This window comes from Agrococcus sp. UYP33 (assembly GCF_054060915.1).
This window is the reverse complement of the sequence record NZ_JBSSDR010000002.1, coordinates 603157-621762: the sequence shown is the minus strand read 5'-3', so window position 1 is coordinate 621762 and position 18606 is coordinate 603157. Positions and strand designations below refer to the sequence as shown.

Genomic DNA, 18606 nt, shown 5'->3' with positions numbered 1-18606 from the left:
CCGAGCGGCCTCCCGACCGGCTCCCTGGAGTCGCAGAGCCGACGTGGCTACGCTCGGCCCCATGAACGCCGCTGAGTACTGGTACAACCTCGAGACGGGCGTCGTCGAGGAGGGCATGGTCTCGCCGGGCTACGACCGGGCAGGGCCGTTCACGTCGCGCGAGGAGGCAGCGCGCGCGCCGGAGATCATCAAGCAGCGCTCGCAGCAGTGGGCGGCGGAGGAGGCGGCCGCCGACTCGTGGGGCAGCGGCGCGAAGCCCCGCGACGACGAGGGGTAGCGCGCCGCCCTGCCGTTGGCCGCTTCAGGCCGCGGCGAGCACCTTGCGGAGCGTGCGCACGTTGCGCGTCGTGGTGGCGTCCTTCCCGGAGCCCTGCGAGCGCCCGGCTCGCTCCGACGCCTTCGCGAAGCCGCTCGTGAGCGTGGTGCCCTTGGGGTTCGACCAGTAGAGCACCCCGTCGCCTGCGGCGACGGCCTCGCCGTCGGCGGTCTCGAGCTGCGCGAGCGCATCGATCACGCCGGGCTCGAGCTCGAAGATGACGTACGGCGTGTGCTCGTCGTCCTCGCCGTGCGGGTATGCGTCGACGATCCGCTGCAGCGCGTCGATCCCGATGCCGAGCACGCGGATCCGACGCCCGTAGCGCGCCTCGAGGGCCTCCTCGGCCGTCATGGCCGCTGCGGCGGCGCTCCCGGCGGTCACGACCGCATTGCCGCTCGCGAGCACGGTCGCGACATCGTCGAGTCCCGCCTCCGCGAGCAGCGCGCGGAGGTCTGCGGAGCGCACGGTGACGCCGCCGACGTTGACGCCGCGGAGCAGCAGGGCGACGCGCACGGCTGGCTACTCGTACTCGTGCTCGCGCGCCGGGTAGGCGCCGGACGAGACGTCCTCGCGGAACGACACCGCGGCCTCCTCGAGCGTCTGGGCGAGCTGCGCGTACTGCTTGACGAACTTGGGGATGCGGCCGCTCGTGAAGCCGGCCCAGTCGCTCCAGACCAGCAGCTGCCCGTCGCAGTGCGGGCCGGCGCCGACCGAGATCGTCGGGATCGACAGCGTCTCGGTCACCCGTCGCGCCGACTCCGACGGCACCATCTCGAGCACGACCGCGAAGGCGCCCGCGTCCTCGACCGCGCGCGCGTCGCGCAGCAGCTGCTCGATGCCGGCGTCGCCTCGCGCCTGGATCACGTGCCCGCCGAGCCCGTGCTCCGACTGCGGCGTGTAGCCGATGTGCGCCATGACCGGGATGCCGGCCTCGACGATCCGCCGGATCTGCTCGGCCGAGCGCTCGCCGCCCTCGAGCTTCACGGCGTGCGCGCCCGTCTCCTTCATGAAGCGGATCGCGGTGTGCACAGCCTCTCGCGGGTTCGTCTCGTACGAGCCGAACGGCAGGTCGGCGATGACGAGCGCCCGCTTCGCGGCGCGCGCGACGGCGCGGGTGAGGGGGATGAGCTCGTCGACGGTGACGGGGAGGGTCGTGTCGTAGCCGAAGACCGTGTTGCCGGCCGAGTCGCCGACGAGCAGGAAGTCGATGCCCGCGCGGTCGAAGATGCCCGCCGAGAGGTAGTCGTAGCTCGTGAGCCCGACGATCTTGACGCCGTCGCGCTTCGCCTGCGAGAAGTGGCGCGTGCGCACGCGCTTCGGTCCCGCGGAGCCGCCGCCGTACGGGGCCGCCGCCTCCTGCGCACCCTCGGTCGGCGACTGCGCCGCCGGGGCCTGATCGTCCTGTCCGGAGCCGCGCTGCTGTGAACCACCCTGTGCCATGCCCCGAGCCTAACCTCACGCATCTGCGCGACCACTAGCCTGAAGGGAGGCAGAGAGAGGTACGGGATGGACAAGCAGCGAGACTTCGTGCTGCGCACGATCGAGGAGCGCGGCGTGAAGTTCGTGCGCCTGTGGTTCACGGATGTGCTGGGCACGCTGAAGTCGGTGGCGATCGCCCCGGCCGAGGTGGAGGGCGCCTTCACCGAGGGGCTCGGCATCGACGGCTCGTCGATCGAGGGGCTCTCGCGCTCGTCCGAGGCCGACGTCATCGCGAAGGCCGACCCGTCGACCTTCCAGATCCTCCCGTGGCGCGGCGAGGTCGACCCGACCGCCCGCATGTTCTGCGACATCTCCACCCCGGACGGCCAGCCCGCCGCCGCCGACCCGCGCCACGTGCTCAAGCGCACGCTCGCGAAGGCGGCCGACCGCGGCTTCAGCTTCTACACGCACCCCGAGTGCGAGTTCTACCTGCTCAAGTCGGCCGACGTCGCCAACCCCGAGCCCGTCGACCACGCGGGCTACTTCGACAACGTGCCCGGCGGCACCGCGCACGACTTCCGCCGCGCGAGCGTGCGCATGCTCGAGGACATCGGCATCTCCGTGGAGTTCAGCCACCACGAGGCAGGACCCGGCCAGAACGAGATCGACCTGCGGTACGCGGATGCGCTCTCCACGGCCGACAACATCATGACCTTCCGCACGGTGGTCAAGGAGGTCGCCCAGTCCGAGGGCGTCTACGCCACCTTCATGCCGAAGCCGTTCGAGGGCCACCCGGGCAGCGGCATGCACACGCACCTCTCGCTCTTCGAGGGCGAGCGCAACGCGTTCTACGACGCATCCGGGCAGTACCGGCTGTCGAAGATCGGCCGCCAGTTCATGGCGGGGCTGCTGCACCACGCGCCTGAGTTCACGGCCGTGACGAACCAGTACGTCAACTCTTACAAGCGCATGTGGTCCGGCGACGAGGCGCCCAGCTTCGTGAGCTGGGGCCACAACAACCGCTCCGCGCTCGTGCGCGTGCCGCTCTCGAAGCCCAACAAGGCGCAGTCGGCCCGCATCGAGTACCGCGGCCTGGACTCGGCGGCGAACCCGTACCTCGCGTTCTCGGTGCTGCTCGCCGCAGGCCTCAAGGGCATCGAGGAGGGCTACGAGCTGCCCGACGAGGCGGTCGACGACATCTGGCAGCTCTCCGACAAGGAGCGCAAGGCGCTCGGCTTCAAGCCGCTGCCCGCGAGCCTCGACCGCGCCATCGGCGCGATGGAGGAGTCGGAGCTCGTCGCCGAGACGCTCGGCGAGCAGGTGTTCTCGTACTTCGTCCGCAACAAGCGCGAGGACTGGCAGCGCTACCGCGCGCAGGTGACGCGCGTCGAGCTCGAGTCGAACCTGCTCACGCTGTAGCCCATGCGCGTCCCGTCTCCCCGGGTGCGGCTCGCCCAGCTCGGCTTCCGGGAGCCGAGCAAGGCGGAGGCGTGCCTGGCGGAGCTGCCGGAGGCGCTGCACGGGCTCGTCGACGAGTGCGCGCGCTCCGCCGACCCCGACACCGCGCTGCAGATGCTCGTGCGGCTCGAGCGCGCCGGCATCGACCTGGGCGACGTGCTCGACGACGCCGAGGCGCGCGCGTCGCTCGTGCGCGTGCTCGGCGGCTCGCTCGGGATCGGGGAGCACCTCGAGCGGCACGCCGAGGACCTCGACGTCGCCGCGCGGCCCGCGGCGCCGGCCGATGCCGCGACCTACCGCGCGAGCATGCTCGAGGCCGTCGCGGCCGAGGACGGCGCCACGACGATGCCGCGCGACCGCGCCGTCTCGGCCATGCGCGGCCGCTACCGGCGCCACCTCACCGAGCTCGTCGCCTGGGACCTCCGCCTCGACGACCCCGCCGACTTCGTGCACGTCGTCTCCGCGGCGCTCGCCGACCTCGCCGCGGCCGCCCTCGAGGCCGGCCTCGCGATCGCCCGCTCGGCGGCGCGGGAGCGCTTCGGCGCGGACGCCGACCGCGTGCGGCTCGCGATCATCGGCATGGGCAAGGCGGGCGCGCGCGAGCTCAACTACATCAGCGACGTCGACGTCATCTGGGTGCACGAGGCCGACGACCTCGAGGATCCGCGCGCGACGCAGGTCGCGACGCTGCTCGCGCGCGAGACGGCAGCCGCGTGCTCGCAGTTCCAGGCCGCGCCGCCGCTGTGGGAGGTCGACAGCAACCTGCGCCCGGAGGGCAAGGACGGCGCGCTCACCCGCACGCTCGCATCCCACGTCGCCTACTACGACCGCTGGGCGAAGTCGTGGGAGTTCCAGGCGCTGCTCAAGGCGCGGTTCCTCGCCGGCGACGAGGCGCTCGGCGCGGCCTACGAGGCGTCGGTGCGGTCGAAGGTGTGGGAGTCGTCGAGTCGCGAGGGCTTCGTGGAGTCGGTGCAGCGGATGCGGGAGCGCGTCACCGAGCACATCCCGGCCGACGAGGTGGGCCGGCAGCTCAAGCTCGGCCCCGGCGGCCTGCGCGACGTCGAGTTCACGGTGCAGCTGCTGCAGCTCGTGCACGGCGCCGACGACGCGTCCCTGCGGCAGCGCGGCACGCTCGAGGCGCTCGACGCCCTCGCCGCGCGCGGCACGATCGGCCGCGCGGACCGGCTCGAGTTCGGCGCCCACTACCGGTTCCTGCGCGTGCTCGAGCACCGCATCCAGTTCTGGCGCATGCGCCGCACGCACCTCATGCCGCTCGGCGAGGACGACCTGCGCCGGCTCGCGCGCGCCGCGCGGCTCGCCGACGCCGACGTGCTCGAGCGGCAGTGGCAGGCGACGCGCCGCGCGGTGCGCTCGCTGCACGAGCGGCTCTTCTACCGCCCGCTGCTCGGCGCGATGGCGTCGCTCGGCCACGAGGACGTGCGGCTGAGCCCCGAGCACGCCATGCGGCGCCTGCAGGCGTCCGGCTACGTCGACGGCAAGGGCGCGCTCGCGCACATCGGCGAGCTCACCGCGGGCGTCAGCCGCCGGGCGCAGATCCAGCGCCTGCTGCTGCCGGTGCTGCTCGGCTGGTTCGCCGAGGGCGCCGATCCCGACATGGGGCTGCTCGCCTTCCGCCGGCTGAGCGAGGCGCTGGGGGAGAGCCCCTGGTTCCTGCGGATGCTGCGGGACTCGCCCGTCGCGGCGCAGCGCCTCAGCCACCTGCTCTCGTCGTCGCGGCTCATCGCCTCGCTCATGGAGCGCATCCCCGAGGCCGCCTCGTGGCTCGACAGCGACGAGCAGCTGCGGCCCCGCAGCGAGGCGGCGCTGCGCGACGAGACGGCCGCCGTGCTCGCTCGGCACCAGGACCCGGACGCCGTGCGGCAGGCACTGCGCTCGCTCCGCCGCCGCGAGCACCTGCGCATCGCGATGGCGAGCGCGCTGCAGCGCATCGACGAGAGCGCAGTCGGCGCCGCCCTGAGCGGGATGGCGGCGGCGCTCGTCGACGCGGCGATCCGCCTGCACCGGCCGGAGGGGCTCGAGCTCGCGACCATCACGATGGGCCGCACGGGCGGTCGCGAGATCGGCTTCGGGAGCGACATCGACGTGCTGCACGTCGCGCGCGGCGAGGGCGACGCGATCGCGGCGGCGACCGCCGTCATCCGCCGTGTGCAGGAGACGCTCGCCGACCCGACGCTGCCGTTCGAGCTGGATGCGGGGCTGCGGCCCGAGGGCAGGCAGGGACCGCTCGTGCGGACCATCGAGAGCTACCGCGCCTACTACGAGCGCTGGTCGGAGCCGTGGGAGGCGCAGGCGCTGCTGCGCGCGCGGCCCTTCGCGGGCGACGAGGGGCTCGCGGCGGAGCTCATGGCGATCATCGACGAGCGCCGGTACCCGCGCGACTTCCCCGCGTCGTCGGTGCGCGAGGTGCGTCGCATCAAGGCGCGTGTCGAGACCGAGCGGCTGCCGCAGAACGCCGATCGCCGGCGCCACCTGAAGCTCGGCGACGGTGCGCTGAGCGACGTCGAGTGGCTCGTGCAGCTGCTCCAGCTGCGTCACGCGGGACGCCTGCCGAGCCTCCGGACGCCGTCGACGCTCGAGGCGCTCGCCGCCGCCGCGCGAGAGGAGCTGCTCTCCGACCGCGACGTCGAGGTGCTGCGGGAGGCGTGGCAGCTCGCGACCCGCATCCGCAACGGGCTCGCGCTCGCCCGTGCGCGCACGATCGACCTGCTGCCGGTCGACCGCGGCGAGCTCGAGGCGGTCGCGCGGCTCGTGGGGATGCCGTCGGGCTCGGCGCGTGACCTCGAGGAGCACTACCTCGCGGCGACCCGGCGCGCACGCCGCGTCTTCGAGCGCCGCTTCTACGAGGACTGACCGCCCGCTCGTCGAGTAGCACCGAAGGCGCGTATCGAGACGACCTGCCTCAATGCTCGTCGAGTAGCACCGAAGGCGCGTATCGAGACGACCCACCCGGCGCTCGTCGAGCACCCCTGTCTTGCTCGTCGACTAGCACCGAAGGCGCGCATCGAGACGACTCGTCTCCCAGCCACTCCTCCTACGCTGGCCCGATGTTCTTCATCTTCGGCTTCGGTGCCAAGCAGCAGCACCTCGGCCCCGGCGAGACCCGCACGTGCATGCGCTGCCACAACACCACGGTCTGGGGCCGCACGCGCGAGTCGAAGCAGTTCACGCTCTTCTTCATCCCCATCGCCCGCTGGGGACGCCGCGAGTACGAGGTCTGCGGCATCTGCGGCAACGCCGTCGCCGTCTGAGGCGACCCCCGCGAGACCGATCGGGCTGGAGGCTGCCCCGAGCCCGACAGGCGGCCTTCGCGGCACTCAGGCCGATCGAGCGCACACCCGCTCGGTCGCAGCGCGCACGCAGAGGGGCCGGGTCCCCCAAGGAACCCGGCTCCCGTCTCTGTGCGCGGTGGCGTCAGACGTCAGACCGCGTAGTAGAGCTCGAACTCCCCGGCGCTAGTTGAGCGTGATTGGGCGAGAGCGTTTTCCGCTAGTTGACTAGGTCGCAGGGTTCAGTGGACGTTGTCCATCCTCGTGGCTGCTCGAGGCTCTTGCGGACTCTTTGCGGACTCCCGGGTCGAGCGCGTGCTTGGCTCACGTAGATTCTCCATCGTGCAGAACTACCCTTCGACCTGTGCCGACGTCGGCGACCGCGCGCACCGGCAGAGCGCAGGAGCGCGTGTGCGGTTGAGGTCGAGGTCCGGGATGGCGTTAGCGCTAATGGTGGCAACTGCTGGAGTAAGCGTGTCCTGCTCGGGTTTCTCGCGCGAGCCAGAGCGAACGCCAAGTGCAGAGCAGGTGGCGCAGAGCCAGCAGGCAGAGCGCGATGAGGCATTGGCGGCTAGAGCCGAGCGCGAGCAAGCGCTCGCCGCTTATGTCGAGCTCGAACGTGCACAAGTGCCCCTGCTCCATGAGTTGTTTCCCGGTATGTATTCGGACTTGCGCGTGGAAGGAGAGCTTTCGTACATTGACGCCCAAGGCCTTCCCGCGGGGACCTACGCGGTGGTCCAGTTCCACTACGTGTACGCGGAAGTGAGGGATTGGTCAATTGCGTCGCCGCTACTTGACACCCAGCGCGAGACCTTCGATCGTCTATGCGAATCCGAGGTATTTCCCGACATGCGAGCGGCAGGCATTACGCCGCCTCTTCGCGTGCTCTACTTCTACCACGACGAGCGCACTGGCGATTTCGCTCCGTGGGCACACTACTGCAACGCACAGCGCTAGCAATGGACGGCATCCTCGACGAGCTCGACGACCGCTGCGAGCGGTGCGGGGTGCTCATGCGGGACGACCGGTGCCGAGGCTGTGGCCACCTGAGAGAGGCACCGCCGCACGCCGGCAAGCCCGACCATGGCGAGGCAGCGGGTATCGGCGGCTGGTGAGAGGCTGGCGCTACGGAGCAAGCTTTGTAAGTCATACCCGATAGCCGCGCGCCGCCTGCGCCGCTGTGCGCGCGACAATAGCCTCTGAACGTGACTTCGCCACTACTGCAAGCAAGAGCGCTAGCCGCTAACGCCAATGCCATCCCTGTTTTCTTCCTCGATCCCGTTACGAACAAGGCGCGCGTCGGTACTGCATTCATGGTCGAGCACCTCGGCGGCGCCTCGATGCTGACCGTTGCGCATGTGATGGACCCTCGGCTGAACCCAACGGATGATTGGTCGATGTGGGACCGCCAGCTCCGCGCCCTGCTTCCGAATGGTGACACCGTGGACTTCGATCTCTTCGAAGACTCGACAGAGGGCACGGAGCCTCGCTTCCGGTACTACCTCACGGACACGCGCGACTCAGAGTCCAGACGCATCCTCGACATCATCGGCTTCAATGACGTGGCCTTCCCCTCCCAGCTCGACGTCCTTTCTCGCTACTTCGGCCGATTCGCGCTCCCCTTCCCCAACAGCCGGGTCGCGGCGGCCGGCGAGCGGTTGCTCGGCGTTGGTTACCCTCGTGAGGCCCAAATGTGGCCCACGCGTCCCGCCTTTCAGCGAGAGATGCGGGCGGTCGACCGACAATATGGCTACCTGTTCCTGGACGCGAGTGGAGAGGAGGGAATGTCCGGGGGACCCTTGCTGTACGACGACGGAAGGATCGCGGGGCTAATCGTGGGAGAAGCCAGTGACGGGCGGCCCACCGCCATTGCTGCCGAGGCGTTTCCCTACCTGACGTTCCTTTCAGGGCCGGTCTAGCGACGCGAAATTAGTTCAAGTTCATCCACGGAGCATCGTCCGTCGACCGACTTGGCGCGGGGCGGCGGCCGAAGCGATCGACGCGAAGCGTCACCCGCAGGCGCTCGGTTTGGCGCGTCGGACGGTTTCGAATGTACGTTCGAACGCGTGACGATCAGGCCATGCGAGTGGGACGTGCTCAACCCGCTCGACGGCCGGCCGCTCGCGGTCGTGCGGCTGCTCACCCTTGGCCCGAACAAGGAGCCCTACTATCGGGCCGTCTCTCCGGATGCAGACGGCAGCCAACGTCGACTCATCGGCTACTGGGGATCACTCGAGCACGCACACGACGGCGTTCTCGCGCTCTACGAGCACGCCAGCCGCCGATCGCTAGCCGGCGGAGACATGCCGCCATCGCGGCCGCTCGTGCCACAGAAGCCGGCACCAGGCACTTCCGAGCCGGGACGAGCGGCACGGCCGAAGCGGCATTCCTCACGGGCGTAGCGCTTCGATAGATGCGGTCGGGGGTTAGTGTTCACCCGTGGACTGGCTCTCACCGATCGCTGTCGGCTTCATTGCTGCGATCGCAGCGGTCGTCGTTGGCGTCTTCAATACGCAGCGCGTGCCGCCAGCGATACGGCAGATCGACAAGCTGGCGGCGGCGGCACATGCGATCGGCCCAGACGAACAGACGAAGGCCGAGCTCAATGCGGCGATCCGAGCGCAGCTCGCCCAGGTGGAGCCGGCCCGTGAACGGGCGAAGGAAATCACGATCCGTCTCTTCGTGTCGGCCTCCGTGGCTGGCACCTTGGCTGCGGTGGTCGTCTTGCTCGTCGAGGTCGTGCTGGCTCTCGTGTAGCTGGACGGGAGCGCGGGGAATCAAGCCACGAGAAGCTCAATTCACCACGGGCCTCGAGAGCATGCTCAAGGGCTTCACACACGCATCCGCGAGCAAGGCCGGGCCGGGAGCGACACCACTCGCTCAACCAACCCGGCCAGCTCGCGAGAGCCGGTTACGCAACCATGATGCGCCCGTCCGACTCCTTCACCGGCTTCGCGACGATTTCGAGCGGCACTCCCGCGCTCACGAAGACGTGCACATAACGGCCATCTCCGCGGTCAACGATCACACGCAGCACGCGGCCGTCCCACCGATCGAACTTGTCGAACGTTTCCTCGTCGATCTTGTACTTGGTCCCGCCGTACGTCATCAAATATTCGAACGTCTGCTCGGCCCCATTGTCCTGCTGCTCAACCATGTTGCTGCCCTTCTCGTCGCCGCACGCCGTCGCGCGGGTGTGCTGACATTACCCAAAACCGCCTACACACACGCTCGAGCGGCACAGTCGGCCCTACTGATACCCCAGGGCACCCTCTCCCTTCGACGTCATCTGAAGGCCCTCCGGGTGAAGCCGAGCCACACACACGGGCTGAAATCCACATGTGGTGACCTGTTGCCCCCATGTCCTTCCCGTGGAAAAAAGCGCGGGGGGAGAGCACGGCTATACCCGGAGGGCCGTAATGCATCGGGTGGAGGGGTGCCCCCGCAGGGCGCGAAGGGCTCGGTTCGTGCGGGAAGATGGGCGCATGAGTGCGACAGCGGTTACTTGGGCCGATGAATCCTTGGTCGCGGCTGCTTGGTGGTCGTTCAGCGTCTCCGCTGCATCGCTATTAGCTGCAGCGCTCGTGGGGTTGTTTGTATACCGAACGCTCAAGGCCACGAGAGAGGGCGCCGCGGCGGCGGCTCAGCAGGCGCGGGCCGCGGAGTCGGCGCTCGAGCACTCGCGTGAGGAGTTGGCCAGTCAGGTCGCTGAGCGCAGTCGATCTGTCCGAGATGGATATCGCGCTCGGATCGGGGATGCCATGCCCACTGTCACGATCCGGCTCTCGCTCGTCGATCTGACGATGCACGCGAGCACCGCGGATCTGGAGCATGCGATTTCCGATCATTGGACCCACGAACGCGCCCAGCCGCCGAGGAAGCGGATGCCTGTCGACGAGGCGCTCGAGCTTCGTCTGGGGCACGACGGTCAGAACGATCCATTCGTGTGGTTCGACGAGACGGTGCAGGTCGAATTCGAGAGCCACTCCGACGTTCCAGCCCTGGTGTTGATGCCGTCCGTCACGCTGAACCAACTCAGCGCTCCGGACGGACGCGAGCTGCATCCGATGTACCTGGCTCCTCGAGAGCGTGTGCGGATCTTTCTGACGCGTCAGCGATACATACACCAAATCGGCGAGACCGAGCAGTCAAGGGAAATGGACGCGCTGCGCGTGCAATTCGATGTCGGGGATGTCCGTCAGAACGCGGTCGATCCGTACTCGGTGTTGCTACCGATGGACTTCTACACCTACCGGGCGAACGGGGGCGTTCTCGCGGTCAACCCCCGACCGGACCACCATCTCTCTACCAGCCGCGTAGCTTTTCCGGGCGCGCGCATGTACTTGCGTGAGGAGTCGGAGTCGGAGTCGGCGTCGGGTTGACGCGCGCACCGCGCTAAGAGAGGGCCGGGCCGTCGTGCTGACCGGCCCGACCGTTTCGCTCACCTAGGCGTAGTAGTCGCCACCTTCGAAGATGTCGCGGAGGAGGTCGCCCCTGACGTCGCGGAAGGCGCCCGGGTTGCGCCTTCATTGGGTGCGACGTTCCCCTGGGTCGGGTCGGGTCGGGCGGCTCGGGGGTGATCGGGTCGAGCTTGCCGAACAGAGCGCGGGCGAACGGGCCGTTGGTGTCGCTCATCGGACGCGACCCATGCCGTACTCGGAACGCACCGCTTCCTTCTGCTGCTGCTCAAGGCGCTGCTCGAGTGCTGCCTGCCACTACTACGCGTCTCTGCTGATCGCATCGGGCCTAGACGTCAAGGTCGTGCAGGCGAGACTGCGTCACGCGTCCGCGAAGACGACGCTCGACGTCTACGGCCACCTGTGGCCCGACACGGACGAGTCCTCGAGAGCCGCTATCGCGGGCGTGATGGATGCGCGTGCGGAGATTCTTGCGGACTCTGTGCGGACCGCAACGTGAAGCTGGGCCGGGTCCCCCCAAGGAACCCGGCCCAGCAGTCTAGAAGCGTCAGACCCCGTAGTAGAGCTCGAACTCGAAGGGGTGCGGACGGAGCGCCATCGGCAGGATCTCGGACTCGCGCTTCATGGCGACCCAGGTGTCGATGAGGTCCTTCGTGAACACGTTGCCCTCGAGCAGGAACTCGTGGTCCTGCTCCAGCGCGACGAGCGCCTCCTCGAGCGTGCCGGGCACCTGGGGGATGTCCTTGGCCTCCTCGGGAGGCAGCTCGTAGAGGTCCTTGTCGACGGGCTCGTGCGGCTCGATGCGGTTCTTGATGCCGTCGAGGCCGGCCATCATCTGCGCCGCGAAGGCGAGGTACGGGTTCGAGGCGCCGTCGGGAGCGCGGAACTCGATGCGCTTCGCCTTGGGGTTCGAGCCCGTGATCGGGATGCGGACGGCCGCCGAGCGGTTGCCGGCCGAGTAGACCAGGTTGACCGGCGCCTCGAAGCCCTTCACGAGGCGGCGGTACGAGTTGATCGACGGGTTCGTGAACGCGAGCACCGCGGGGGCGTGCGCAAGCAGGCCGCCGATGTACCAGCGAGCGAGGTCGGAGAGGTTGCCGTAGCCGTTCTCGTCGAAGAAGAGCGGCTTGCCGTCGAGCCACAGCGACTGGTGCGTGTGCATGCCCGAGCCGTTGTCGCCGAAGAGCGGCTTCGGCATGAACGTGGCCGTCTTGCCCCACTGCTCGGCCGTGTTCTTCACGATGTACTTGAAGGCGAGGATCTCGTCGGCAGCCTTGACCATCGTGTTGAAGCGGTAGTTGATCTCGGCCTGGCCGCCGGTGCCCACCTCGTGGTGGCTGCGCTCGACCTGCAGACCGATGCCCTCGAGCTTGAGCACGATGTCGTCGCGGAGGTCGGCCTGCTTGTCGACCGGCGAGACGGGGAAGTAGCCGCCCTTGTAGGGCGTCTTGTTGGCAAGGTTGCCGCCCTCCTCGACGCGACCCGAGTTCCAGGCGCCCTCCTCGGAGTCGACCGAGTGGAACGACTGGTTCTGCGTGACCGAGTAGCGCACGTCGTCGAAGACGTAGAACTCCGCCTCGGGGGCGAAGAAGGCGGTGTCGGCGATGCCGGTCGAGGCCAGGTACTGCTCTGCCTTGTGCGCGACCTGCCGCGGGTCGCGGTGGTAGATCTCACCGGTGCGCGGGTTGTAGATGTCGAAGATCATGACGAGCGTCTTGTGCTCGCGGAAGGGGTCGACGTAGGCCGTCGTCACATCCGGGATGAGCTGCATGTCGGACTCGTGGATGTTCGCGAAGCCGCGGATCGACGAGCCGTCGAACAGCTGGCCGACGGTGAAGAACTCCTCGTCGACCGTGGACGCGGGGATGTTGAAGTGCTGCTGCACACCCGGCAGGTCCGTGAAGCGGATGTCGAGGAAGCGCACCTCCTCTGCCTTGATGTAGGCGAGGACCTCGGACGAATCCTTGAACATGGTGCTCCTTGACTTTGGGGGTAGGGCGGATGCCTTGGCATCGACGCTACGCAGGAGCCGTTGCCCGCCCGTGACGCCGATGTTTCGGCGGTGTTACGTCAGCGGGGGCGACCGGGCCGCACGCGGCGCGGATCGATGCCCTTCGGGATGGGCAGGCTCGCCTGGCCGAGGGACGTGAGGCGGTTCGCGACCGCCATCACCTCTGCGCGGCTGAGCGTGCGCTTGAGGCGCCGCATGGAGCGCGTGAGCTTGCGCAGCTCGAGCTCGGAGTCGGGGCCGATCTCGATGACGTGGATCGGCACGTTCGGCACGATGCGCTTGACCTTGCGCTTCTCCTCGCCGAGCAGGCGCGACAGCCGCTCGCGCGGGCCCTCGGCGATGAGCACGACGCCGGGCTTGCCGACGGCGCGGTAGACGGCGTCCTGCGTGCGCGGGTTGACGCCCACCGGCATCTCGCTCGTCGTCCAGTTGCCGCGCAGGCCGTTCTTCAGCACCGCGCCGACCGCACCGGGGCGGCCCTCGATCTGCGCGAACGCGATCTTCTCGGCGCGCCACGTGAGCGTCATCATCATGAGCATCAGGCCGATGAGCACGCCGCTGATGATCCAGAGGATCAGGAAGAGCGTGTCCTGGCGGAAGACGATCGCGAGCACCGTGATGATCACGATGGGGCCGAAGAACGCCGCCAGCAGCAGCGGCAGCGCGAGCCGGTCGTTCCTGCGGGTCATCTGGAAGATGGACCACATCGTCTTGAGCCTGCCGGGCTCCTTCTCGCTGTCGCGTGCCATGACGACAGGATACCGGCGTGTGGGCGCCTCGCTCTCCACAGGCGTCGCCCGAGGCCCGCGCGGACGCGGCCCGCACTGGCAGGGTCCGGGGCGTGGACCAGGTGGGCGAGACGGCTGCGGTGGATGAGGCGGTCTCCGTCGACGGGAGAGTCTCCGTGGACGGGGCCGAGGAGGAGGACCGACCGACGATTGCCGGCCATCTGCTCGTGCGCCTGCTGCGCCGCACCGCCGAGCGCGAGGTGTGGGTCGCGGCGGATGCGTCGGGCGCTGGCGTCGAGCTGCACCGCAGCATGCCGGGGGAGGAGGCGCTCCTCGCGCGCGAGGTCGAGGCGCTGCTCCTCGCCGATCATCCGCACCTCGTGCCGATCCTCGACGTCGCCACGGACGCGGGGGTGGTCGTCGTGCGGCCGCTGCTGCCTCGGGACCTGGCCGACTGGCTGCGCGACCGGGGTGCACCCGGCCCGGGCGAGGCGGTGACCGCGCTCGCGCCGATCGCGGCGGCCCTGGGTGCGCTGCACGCGGTCGGGGCGACCGCGGGCGCCGTCAGCGCGCACCACGTGCGGCTCGACGCCGACGGCGCGCCGCTCCTCACCGGCGAGGGCGCGCGCGTCGAGGCGGCGAGGCCGTCGATCGCCTGGCGCGAGGGCAGCGCCGGGGTCGGGGTGGATGCCGACGCGTGGCGCTCGCTCGCCGAGGCGGTGCTCGCGGCATGCGGCGAGGCGCTGCCCGACGCCGTCGAGCGTGCGGTCGCCGCGCGGGACCTCGCGGTCGCCGGAGCGGCGCTCCTCGAGGCGTGGCCGGCGCTGCCCCTCGCGCTGGAGCCGGACGTCGGCGCGGCGGTCGCCACGACGCAGCGTCGCAGACGCCTCCGTCCGGAGGGGCTCGAAGCAGTGTGGGCGCGCGCGGCGGTGCTGCTCGAGCGGGTCGCGGGGCGCATGCGGTGGCCCGGTGGCGGTGCCGTCGCGAGGAGCCTCGCGGCCGTGCGCCCGAGGTTCTGGGCCGTCGCGGTCGGCGGCGTCGCGGCGCTCGCGCTCGCACTGCTGCTGCCCGCGCCGGGCGCAGCGGACGAGGGGAGCCGGGCGGCCGAGCGCAGCGACGCCTCGGCGCCGCCGGCCGTCTCGCCGACCGCCTTGCCGACCGTCTCGCCGGCCGTCTCGCCGGGGCCGCAGGCGCAGCCGCACGAGCCGGCGATGACCGACGACCCGGTCGCGGGCGCGGCGCTGCTGCTCGCCGAGCGCGAGGCGTGCCTCGCCGCCGGCGACGCCGCATGCCTCGTCGGCCTCCACGAGCCCGACAGCCCGCAGCTCACGGCCGCATCGCCGTGGCGCATGCCGGACGACGGGCGGATCGAGCTCGTGCAGCGCCTCGGCGACGCGTGGCTGCTGCGGGTGGTCTCGGAACGAGCACCGGCCTCGGTGCTCGTGATGAGCACCGAGGCCGGTTGGACCCTGCGTGACGCCTGGTCGACGCCCTAGCGGCTAGACCTCGAAGGCGCCCGACTCGAGGCGCGCCTTGACCTGTCCCAGGTAGCGGGCTGCGTCGGCACCGTCGATGATGCGGTGGTCGTACGACAGGGCCAGGTACACCATCGAGCGGATGGCGATCGAGTCCTGCCCGTCGACCGACACGACGACCGGGCGCTTCACGACCGTGCCGACGCCGAGGATGGCGCGCTGCGGCTGGAAGACCACGGGCGTGTCGAACAGCGCGCCGCGCGAGCCCGTGTTCGTCAGCGTGAAGGTGCCGCCGGCGAGCTCGTCCGGGCTCAGCTTGTTGTCGCGGGTCCGCTGCGCGAGGTCTGCGATCTCGGCCGTCAGCTCGCGGATGCTCTTCGAGCTCGCGTCACGGATGACCGGGGTCAGCAGGCCGCGCTCAGTGTCGACCGCCATCGCCAGGTTCTCGGTGGCCGGGTAGGTGATCTCCGCACCGTCGTCCGTCGAGTTGATGAGCGGGTGCGACTTGAGCGCCTGCACGGCGGCCTGCGTGAAGAACGGCAGGAAGGTGAGCTTGCTGCCCGTCTCCTGCTGGAACGCCGCCTTCTTGGCCTCGCGGAGCTGCGCGACCTTCGTCACGTCGACCTCGACGACCGTCGTGAGCTGGGCGAGCGTCTGCATCGACTCGACCGCGCGCTTCGCGACCACCTTGCGGAGGCGAGACATCGGCGCGGTCGTGCCGCGCAGCGGCGAGACCTCGACCTCTGCGGGCGCCTGCGAGGGCGCCGCCTCGGCGGCCGGAGCCTGCGCTGCCGACTCGGCCGCGGCGAGCACGTCCTCCTTGCGGATGCGGCCGCCCACGCCCGTGCCGGTCAGGGACGCCAGGTCGACGCCCTTCTCGTTCGCGAGCTTGCGCACGATCGGCGTGACGTACGGCGAGCCGCCCGTCGGTGCCGCCGGCGCTGCCGGAGCGGCGGACTGCGCGGGCGCTGCCGGCGCGGCCTTCGGCGCGGGGGCCGCGGGGGCCTTCGGCTGCGAGGGCGCGGCAGGCGCCTGCTTCGGGGCCTCCTGCTTGGGGGCCTCCTGCTTCGGAGCCTCCTCGGCGATGGCCTCCTTGGCGATCTCCTCCTGCTCGACGCCCACCTCTTCGGTGCCGGCACCCGGGATCACGTCGTCCTCGGCGGGGACCGGCTGCGCGCCGGACGCCTGCGCGGGCTGCTGCTCGGAGGGCTCGTCGGCGGCCGGCGCGGGGGCCGACTCGCTGCCGGCGTCGCCGATGCGGGCGATCACGGCGCCGACGTCGACGGTGTCGTCCTCGTTCGCCAGGATCTCGGTGATCGTGCCGGCGACCGGCGACGGCACCTCGGTGTCGACCTTGTCGGTCGACACCTCGACGATGGGCTCGTCGACCTCGACGGTGTCGCCGACGGCCTTGAGCCAGCGCGTGATCGTGCCCTCGGTGACGCTCTCACCGAGCGCGGGGAGCGTGATCTCGGCGCCGCCGCCGGACGGCTTCGTGCCCGCCTCCTGCGTCTCGGTCGGGGAGATCTCGCTCTGGTCGGTGTCCTCCGCCTGCGCGACGGGGTCGGCCTGCTGCTGCGACTGTGCGGCGTCTGCCTGCTGCGACGGCGAGTCCTGCGCCTCGGCGGCCGACTCGTCGTCGGCCTCCTGGTCGGCCTCGCTGTCGGTGCCGGCGGTCGCGGCCTCGGCGGCCGGGGCCTCCTCGGCGGGCGCATCCTGGGCCGGTGCGTCGCCCGCGTCGCCGATGCGCGCGATGACGGCGCCGACGTCGACGGTGTCGTCCTCGTCGGCGAGGATCTCGGTGAGCGTGCCGGCGACCGGCGACGGCACCTCGGTGTCGACCTTGTCGGTCGAGACCTCGACGATGGGCTCGTCGACGGCGACCTCGTCGCCCACCGCCTTGAGCCAGCGGGTGATCGTGCCCTCGGTGACGCTCTCGCCCAGTGCGGGGAGCTGGATGTCAGTCATGCTTCGTGTCTCCTGTGGCTGTCGATCAGATGGCGTGCAGGGGCGTGCCCGCGAGCTTGAGCATGGTCTCGCCCAGGGCCTCGTGCTGCGTCGGGTGGGCGTGGATCAGCTGCGAGACGTCCTCGGGGTACGCCTCCCAGTTCACGATGAGCTGCGCCTCGCCGATGAGCTCGCCGACGCGGCGGCCGATCATGTGCACGCCGACGACGGGGCCGTCCTTCACGCGCACGGCCTTCACCGAGCCGGTCGTGCCGACGATCTCGCTCTTCGCGTTGCCGCCGAGCGAGTACTCGTACGTCTCGATCTGATCGTCGCCGTACTGCTCCTTGGCCTTCGCCTCGGTGTAGCCCACGGATGCGACCTCGGGGTCGGAGTAGGTCACCTTCGGGATGTTGACGTCGGCGACCGGGCGCGGCTCGAGGCCCGCGATCTGCTCGGCGGCGAAGATGCCCTGCTGGTAGCCGCGGTGCGCGAGCTGCAGGCCGGGGACGATGTCGCCGACCGCGTAGACGCCCGGCACGGAGGTCTGGAGGCGCTCGTCGACCGTGACGTAGCCGCGGTCGAGCTGCACGCCGGCCTCCTCGTAGCCGAGGTTCGCCGTCACCGGGCCGCGGCCGACGGCCACGAGCAGGAGGTCGGCGTCGATCGTCTCGCCGTTCTCGAGCGACACGTGCACGCCGCTGTCGTCCTGCGTCACGCCCGAGAAGCGGGCGCCGAGCTTGAACTGGATGCCGCGCTTCTTGTAGGCGCGCTCGAACTGCTTCGAGATCGACTCCTCCTCGTTGGGCACGAGGTGGGGGAGGCCCTCGATGATCGTCACCTCGACGCCGAACGAGCGCCAGACGCTCGCGAACTCGACGCCGATGACGCCGCCGCCGAGGATCGCGACGCGCTGCGGGATCCAGTCCAGCTGCAGCGCCTGCTCGCTCGTGATGACGTTGCCGGTGATCTCGAGGCCGGGGAGCGACTTCGGGTACGAGCCCGTCGCGAGCACGATGCTCTTGCCCGTGAGCGTCTCGTCGCCGACCTGCACGGTCGTGGGCGACGCGAGGCGGCCCTCGCCGGCGAAGACCTTGATCCCCTTGGCGCTGATGAGGCCCTGCAGGCCCTTGAACTTCTTGGCGACGATGCCCTCGCGGAACGCGGTCACGCGCTCGATGTCGATGCCCTGCAGCTCCGCCTGCACGCCGGCCTCGCCGGACTCGCGCACGACGTCGGCGACCTCAGCCGAGTGCAGCATCGCCTTCGTGGGGACGCAGCCCTTGTGGAGGCACGTGCCACCCAGCTTGTCCTTCTCGACGATCGCGACGGTCTTGCCGAGCTGCACGGCGCGCAGCGCGACGGCGTAGCCCGCGCTGCCTCCACCCAGGACGACGATGTCAAAGCTCTGATCGGACACGCACTAGCTCCTTATGAGTCTTCGTTGCCGCGCCGGTGGACGTGGCGGTGCAGGGCAGGTCTTGCCCGTCCCAGCCTAGTCGGATGCATCTGCGTGGCGCGGTGCGCGCGGGGCGAGCCCCGTGCGC

16 protein-coding genes are annotated in these 18606 nt (G+C 70.2%); 9 read left to right on the top strand and 7 right to left on the bottom strand.

What is annotated here, in order from left to right; all coding sequences use genetic code 11:
- The first annotated feature begins 61 nt into the window (after window positions 1–61).
- A complete protein-coding gene (locus ACVWW9_RS13290) occupies window positions 62–277 on the top strand; it encodes an SPOR domain-containing protein (RefSeq protein ID WP_123698061.1) in 216 nt (71 codons plus the stop codon).
- Window positions 278–301: 24 nt separating this feature from the next.
- Here the strand turns inward: ACVWW9_RS13290 and ACVWW9_RS13285 are convergent, their stop codons facing one another.
- Entirely contained in the window at window positions 302–829 is a 528-nt protein-coding gene (locus tag ACVWW9_RS13285) for a DUF1697 domain-containing protein (RefSeq protein WP_456515878.1), read from the bottom strand.
- A 6-nt stretch (window positions 830–835) separates the two neighbouring features.
- Window positions 836–1756 (bottom strand): 3-methyl-2-oxobutanoate hydroxymethyltransferase, encoded by a 921-nt coding sequence (gene panB, locus ACVWW9_RS13280; RefSeq protein WP_354260448.1) that lies wholly within the window; start codon window positions 1754–1756, stop codon window positions 836–838.
- A gap of 66 nt (window positions 1757–1822) precedes the next feature.
- On the opposite strand from panB, the gene ACVWW9_RS13275 reads away from it, so the two are divergent.
- From ACVWW9_RS13275 to ACVWW9_RS13250, 6 genes are all read left to right on the top strand, one after another.
- Window positions 1823–3154 (top strand): glutamine synthetase family protein, encoded by a 1332-nt coding sequence (locus tag ACVWW9_RS13275; RefSeq protein WP_123698058.1) that lies wholly within the window; start codon window positions 1823–1825, stop codon window positions 3152–3154.
- A 3-nt stretch (window positions 3155–3157) separates the two neighbouring features.
- A complete protein-coding gene (locus ACVWW9_RS13270; protein WP_456515877.1) occupies window positions 3158–6064 on the top strand; it encodes a bifunctional [glutamine synthetase] adenylyltransferase/[glutamine synthetase]-adenylyl-L-tyrosine phosphorylase in 2907 nt (968 codons plus the stop codon).
- A gap of 194 nt (window positions 6065–6258) precedes the next feature.
- On the top strand, window positions 6259–6462 hold the full coding sequence (locus tag ACVWW9_RS13265; protein WP_456515876.1) for a zinc-ribbon domain-containing protein: 204 nt from the start codon (window positions 6259–6261) through the stop codon (window positions 6460–6462).
- Window positions 6463–7008: 546 nt separating this feature from the next.
- Window positions 7009–7437 carry a hypothetical protein gene (locus ACVWW9_RS13260; RefSeq protein WP_456515875.1) on the top strand — a complete coding sequence of 143 codons (429 nt, stop codon included), beginning with the start codon at window positions 7009–7011 and terminating at the stop codon, window positions 7435–7437.
- Window positions 7438–7685: 248 nt separating this feature from the next.
- Window positions 7686–8399 carry a trypsin-like peptidase domain-containing protein gene (locus tag ACVWW9_RS13255; protein ID WP_456515874.1) on the top strand — a complete coding sequence of 238 codons (714 nt, stop codon included), beginning with the start codon at window positions 7686–7688 and terminating at the stop codon, window positions 8397–8399.
- Window positions 8400–8919: 520 nt separating this feature from the next.
- Window positions 8920–9237 carry a hypothetical protein gene (locus tag ACVWW9_RS13250; RefSeq protein WP_456515873.1) on the top strand — a complete coding sequence of 106 codons (318 nt, stop codon included), beginning with the start codon at window positions 8920–8922 and terminating at the stop codon, window positions 9235–9237.
- A gap of 154 nt (window positions 9238–9391) precedes the next feature.
- Here ACVWW9_RS13250 and ACVWW9_RS13245 read toward each other — a convergent pair whose 3' ends face one another.
- Window positions 9392–9637 (bottom strand): hypothetical protein, encoded by a 246-nt coding sequence (locus ACVWW9_RS13245; protein WP_456515872.1) that lies wholly within the window; start codon window positions 9635–9637, stop codon window positions 9392–9394.
- A gap of 328 nt (window positions 9638–9965) precedes the next feature.
- Here ACVWW9_RS13245 and ACVWW9_RS13240 point away from each other — a divergent pair, with 328 nt between their 5' ends.
- Window positions 9966–10862, top strand: a complete 897-nt coding sequence (locus ACVWW9_RS13240; RefSeq protein ID WP_456515871.1) for a hypothetical protein — start codon at window positions 9966–9968, stop codon at window positions 10860–10862.
- Between the two features lie 583 nt (window positions 10863–11445).
- On the opposite strand, the gene glnA is transcribed toward ACVWW9_RS13240, so the two are convergent.
- Together glnA and ACVWW9_RS13230 are read right to left on the bottom strand one after the other, a co-directional pair.
- On the bottom strand, window positions 11446–12870 hold the full coding sequence (gene glnA / locus ACVWW9_RS13235; RefSeq protein ID WP_354260456.1) for a type I glutamate--ammonia ligase: 1425 nt from the start codon (window positions 12868–12870) through the stop codon (window positions 11446–11448).
- A 98-nt stretch (window positions 12871–12968) separates the two neighbouring features.
- Entirely contained in the window at window positions 12969–13658 is a 690-nt protein-coding gene (locus tag ACVWW9_RS13230; protein ID WP_354260458.1) for a DUF4191 domain-containing protein, read from the bottom strand.
- A 92-nt stretch (window positions 13659–13750) separates the two neighbouring features.
- On the opposite strand from ACVWW9_RS13230, the gene ACVWW9_RS13225 reads away from it, so the two are divergent.
- Window positions 13751–15133 carry a hypothetical protein gene (locus ACVWW9_RS13225; RefSeq protein WP_456515870.1) on the top strand — a complete coding sequence of 461 codons (1383 nt, stop codon included), beginning with the start codon at window positions 13751–13753 and terminating at the stop codon, window positions 15131–15133.
- Between the two features lie 3 nt (window positions 15134–15136).
- On the opposite strand, the gene sucB is transcribed toward ACVWW9_RS13225, so the two are convergent.
- Both sucB and lpdA read right to left on the bottom strand, forming a co-directional pair.
- On the bottom strand, window positions 15137–17080 hold the full coding sequence (gene sucB, locus ACVWW9_RS13220; RefSeq protein WP_456515869.1) for a 2-oxoglutarate dehydrogenase, E2 component, dihydrolipoamide succinyltransferase: 1944 nt from the start codon (window positions 17078–17080) through the stop codon (window positions 15137–15139).
- Window positions 17081–17105: 25 nt separating this feature from the next.
- Window positions 17106–18479, bottom strand: coding sequence for a dihydrolipoyl dehydrogenase (gene lpdA / locus ACVWW9_RS13215; RefSeq protein ID WP_354260464.1), 1374 nt, complete (start codon window positions 18477–18479; stop codon window positions 17106–17108).
- Window positions 18480–18606: the final 127 nt, after the last annotated feature.

Coding starts and splice junctions, on each gene's coding strand:
- ACVWW9_RS13290 (WP_123698061.1), top strand. CDS start 62: ATGAACGCCGCTGAGTACTGGTACAACCTCGAGACGGGCGTCGTCGAG.
- glnA (WP_354260456.1), bottom strand. CDS start 12,870: ATGTTCAAGGATTCGTCCGAGGTCCTCGCCTACATCAAGGCAGAGGAG.
- ACVWW9_RS13275 (WP_123698058.1), top strand. CDS start 1,823: ATGGACAAGCAGCGAGACTTCGTGCTGCGCACGATCGAGGAGCGCGGC.
- ACVWW9_RS13270 (WP_456515877.1), top strand. CDS start 3,158: ATGCGCGTCCCGTCTCCCCGGGTGCGGCTCGCCCAGCTCGGCTTCCGG.
- ACVWW9_RS13245 (WP_456515872.1), bottom strand. CDS start 9,637: ATGGTTGAGCAGCAGGACAATGGGGCCGAGCAGACGTTCGAATATTTG.
- ACVWW9_RS13265 (WP_456515876.1), top strand. CDS start 6,259: ATGTTCTTCATCTTCGGCTTCGGTGCCAAGCAGCAGCACCTCGGCCCC.
- sucB (WP_456515869.1), bottom strand. CDS start 17,080: ATGACTGACATCCAGCTCCCCGCACTGGGCGAGAGCGTCACCGAGGGC.
- ACVWW9_RS13230 (WP_354260458.1), bottom strand. CDS start 13,658: ATGGCACGCGACAGCGAGAAGGAGCCCGGCAGGCTCAAGACGATGTGG.
- panB (WP_354260448.1), bottom strand. CDS start 1,756: ATGGCACAGGGTGGTTCACAGCAGCGCGGCTCCGGACAGGACGATCAG.
- ACVWW9_RS13240 (WP_456515871.1), top strand. CDS start 9,966: ATGAGTGCGACAGCGGTTACTTGGGCCGATGAATCCTTGGTCGCGGCT.